1 protein-coding gene is annotated in these 318 nt (G+C 48.7%); it reads left to right on the top strand.

Annotated features, from left to right (window positions below):
* Window positions 1-318: FG-GAP repeat protein (locus PPL9_RS10685; protein WP_200962254.1), on the top strand; the 318-nt coding region annotated here is incomplete at both ends.

Here is a 318-nt window from a genome sequence, read left to right as displayed (position 1 = left end):
TCTGACAATGACAACGGTGAGGGTTCCGGTTCAGTCTATGTCTTTACCCAAGACCCTGCTGGTTTCTATGTCGGGCAAGATGGAATGTACTTCTTCCCTAATGATGAGCCAGTGATTTACTCCTACGGTGAACATCATACGGTCAATGGAGAAGAGACCACGGCCAAACTTGTTGCCTCTGATGGTGCTGAGTATGACAGTTTTGGTCATGGAGTGCAGATGAATGACCACGGAGTTGTGGTTGTTGGTGCTTCTGGGGATGATGATAAGGGCAGTGAATCCGGTTCGGTCTATGTCTATACGCCAGATGGTGGCAGT

The organism is Pseudovibrio sp. POLY-S9 (assembly GCF_001431305.1).
GTDB lineage: Bacteria > Pseudomonadota > Alphaproteobacteria > Rhizobiales > Stappiaceae > Pseudovibrio.
The sequence above is the reverse complement of the archived record's forward strand: the minus strand, read 5'-3'. Positions and strand labels throughout refer to the sequence as shown.